Source organism: Chamaesiphon sp. OTE_75_metabat_556 (assembly GCF_031378165.1).
Taxonomy (GTDB): Bacteria; Cyanobacteriota; Cyanobacteriia; order Cyanobacteriales; family Chamaesiphonaceae; genus Chamaesiphon.
This window is the reverse complement of record NZ_JANNDR010000115.1, coordinates 1-2,573: the sequence shown is the minus strand read 5'-3', so window position 1 is coordinate 2,573 and position 2,573 is coordinate 1. Positions and strand designations below refer to the sequence as shown.

The window sequence follows — 2,573 nt, the reverse complement described above, 5'->3', positions numbered from 1 at the left end:
ACAAAGTTTTGCTGATTCTTGTTGTGTGGCATAGATCTAACCCACCCCGCCCGTTGGGCACCCCTGTGTTGTCGTTTTTTTATTCTGGGGTTCCCCCAGAATAAAAACGCCGCTCCGAGGAGGGGATTTTCTTTAGTCATTTCCTTTGGGAACGACTGGGGGTAAACCTGCCTAAAATCCAATCTGGCAAAAATTCATATCTATAGAGTAACCATTAAAAATCCCCTCCCAGGAGGGGTGCCCAACGGGCGGGGTGGGTCAAATCTCCGCATCCACCCTAACAAACGTCGATCGCCTCTAGCCCCATCTCCTTCCTCAATGTCCACAGATCGACACTTGCCAATTTATCTCGATCGACATGCGACTACACCTGTCGATCCGCGCGTCTTAGCAACAATGTTGCCCTATTTTACCGAGCATTTTGGCAATCCAACTAGTACTACCCATCAGTATGGCTGGGCGGCAGAAGCAGCAGTAACAGGGGCACGGGAAACGATCGCGGCCGCTATTGGTGCGAGTCCCGAAGAAATTGTCTTTACGAGTGGCGCAACAGAAGCCAATAATCTCGCACTCAAAGGTGTCGCCGAAGCCTATTTTGCCAAAGGGCAGCATATTATTACGCTCCAAACCGAACACAATGCAGTCTTAGATCCTTGCCAATATTTAGAATCTTTGGGATTTATAGTTACTTATTTATCTGTTGAACCAGATGGTTTGCTGGATTTAGATAATCTCAAAAATGCGATCCGTCCTGATACGATCTTAGCCTCAATTATGGCTGCTAATAATGAGATTGGCGTTTTGCAACCCCTATCAGCAATTGGTAAATTGTGTCGTGAACATGGCGTTTTATTTCACACAGATGCAGCGCAAGCGATCGGTCAAACCCCCCTAGATGTTAATGCCTTAAATATCGATCTGATGTCGATGACCGCTCACAAAGTATATGGGCCAAAAGGCAGCGGCGCCCTCTACGTCCGGCGGCGCAATCCCCGCGTCCAACTATCACCCCAGCTCCACGGTGGCGGTCACGAACGGGGAATGCGATCCGGTACGCTATATACGCCCCAAATTGTCGGTTTTGCCAAAGCTGTCGAACTCGCCCTGCTCGAAATGGAGCCAGAAACAATCAGGCTCACCGAACTACGGGAACGGTTGTGGACGCAATTAAGTCAGATCGACGGCATTTATCTCAACGGCCATCCCACCCAGCGGCTGCCAGGAAATCTGAATATTAGCGTGGCGGGGGTCGATGGCAATGCTTTACTCCTGGGTTTACGATCGACCGTCGCCCTCTCATCGGGGGCGGCTTGTAGCTCCGCTAAAATTGCCCCTTCTCATGTCTTACAGGCACTAGGCAGATCCGAATCCCTAGCCTATGCAGCACTACGGTTTGGAATTGGGCACAATAATACAGTAGAGCAAATCGATCGCGTCGCCACAGCCACGATCGAGACGATTCAAAGTCTCCGCAAGTTGGCTTTGAGATCGTGACATTTTACAGGTATAATCGAAAGTAACCAGGAGCGATCGCTAACCAAGAAGAATAAGCTAAGCCGATCTTCCCAACGCCTTTTGGTAATCCAAACTGGAAGCGATCGTTTACTTGACAAAATTTTCGTGGATTCTGGACATACCACCATCCATTGCACTAATTAATCAGCGCAATGGATTTAGTGAGGATTGGAGGATCGCTCCAGTCCGTCCTACTTTAACAAGCTCCAGCTACAACTTGTGTTTAGAGTCGATCGTGCGCCAGTTGAGATAGTCTGAAGCTGTCAACCCCCTCTCTTGCGAACTTACTCGTAGCAGATATGGGGATGATGCTCTGCAACAGACACTAGGCAAACAATAGTCAAAGGCAGGTGCTCTCATTAGAGATCCTGACCGCTTTTGACTCCAGACGCTAAACTTCATGGCCAGCTTTTGCCAGTGCGCAAGCCAGCAGCCATCGAGCTTTGTAGGTGCTGAGGTCGATCGGGAGATCGATCGATCGAGGTCGAAAAGTTCGGTCAGTTAGTCCACATCTTGGTTGAAACTACTTGGCTTTATCTTGGGTGCAGCCGCTCCCCTGGAGCATATCGCTTAGCTGCTTCCTAACAGATCCGCTCGATAGTGAAGCTACGCCGCAAAACGTGACAACACTTGCAAGCATTCGACCGTCCAATCTCAGCTACCTGCCGATCGCCTATACGCGATCGAGAGCTAACATCTCCATCTTCAGTATTGATGCATCATTTAGCACTCAACTACGGACGATCGGGATCGACCATTTAGCTCTCGATTGTCAAATCTAGTCGATCGATCGCGTCCCTAGCAACGAACGAACGTTGTGACTGGGCAAACGATTCAACTATTTACAAAGCAATTAGCTACTTGGACAAATTACGTTACATCATACCAGCATCGCTCGGCACCTATCGATTCTCGGCGACCGGACGTGCTGCTAATTTTCGAGGAAATTGAATGCCAAAGCAAATAATTATTGCGGAGCAACACCGCATTGGTGCCGTATTTGGGGAAGACCAAATTCAAGAATTGGTAGTAGCGACCGGACAACATCAGGTCAGTGA

General features: G+C 49.0%; 2 protein-coding genes. Both read left to right on the top strand.

The window, feature by feature from the left end; translation table 11 throughout:
* The first annotated feature begins 318 nt into the window (after positions 1-318).
* Complete coding sequence (locus tag RMO27_RS05090; RefSeq protein ID WP_309729961.1) at positions 319-1,494, top strand: aminotransferase class V-fold PLP-dependent enzyme; 1,176 nt, start codon at positions 319-321, stop codon at positions 1,492-1,494.
* A gap of 641 nt (positions 1,495-2,135) precedes the next feature.
* Positions 2,136-2,297, top strand: a complete 162-nt coding sequence (locus RMO27_RS05085) for a hypothetical protein (RefSeq protein ID WP_309729959.1) — start codon at positions 2,136-2,138, stop codon at positions 2,295-2,297.
* The last annotated feature ends 276 nt before the right edge of the window (positions 2,298-2,573 follow it).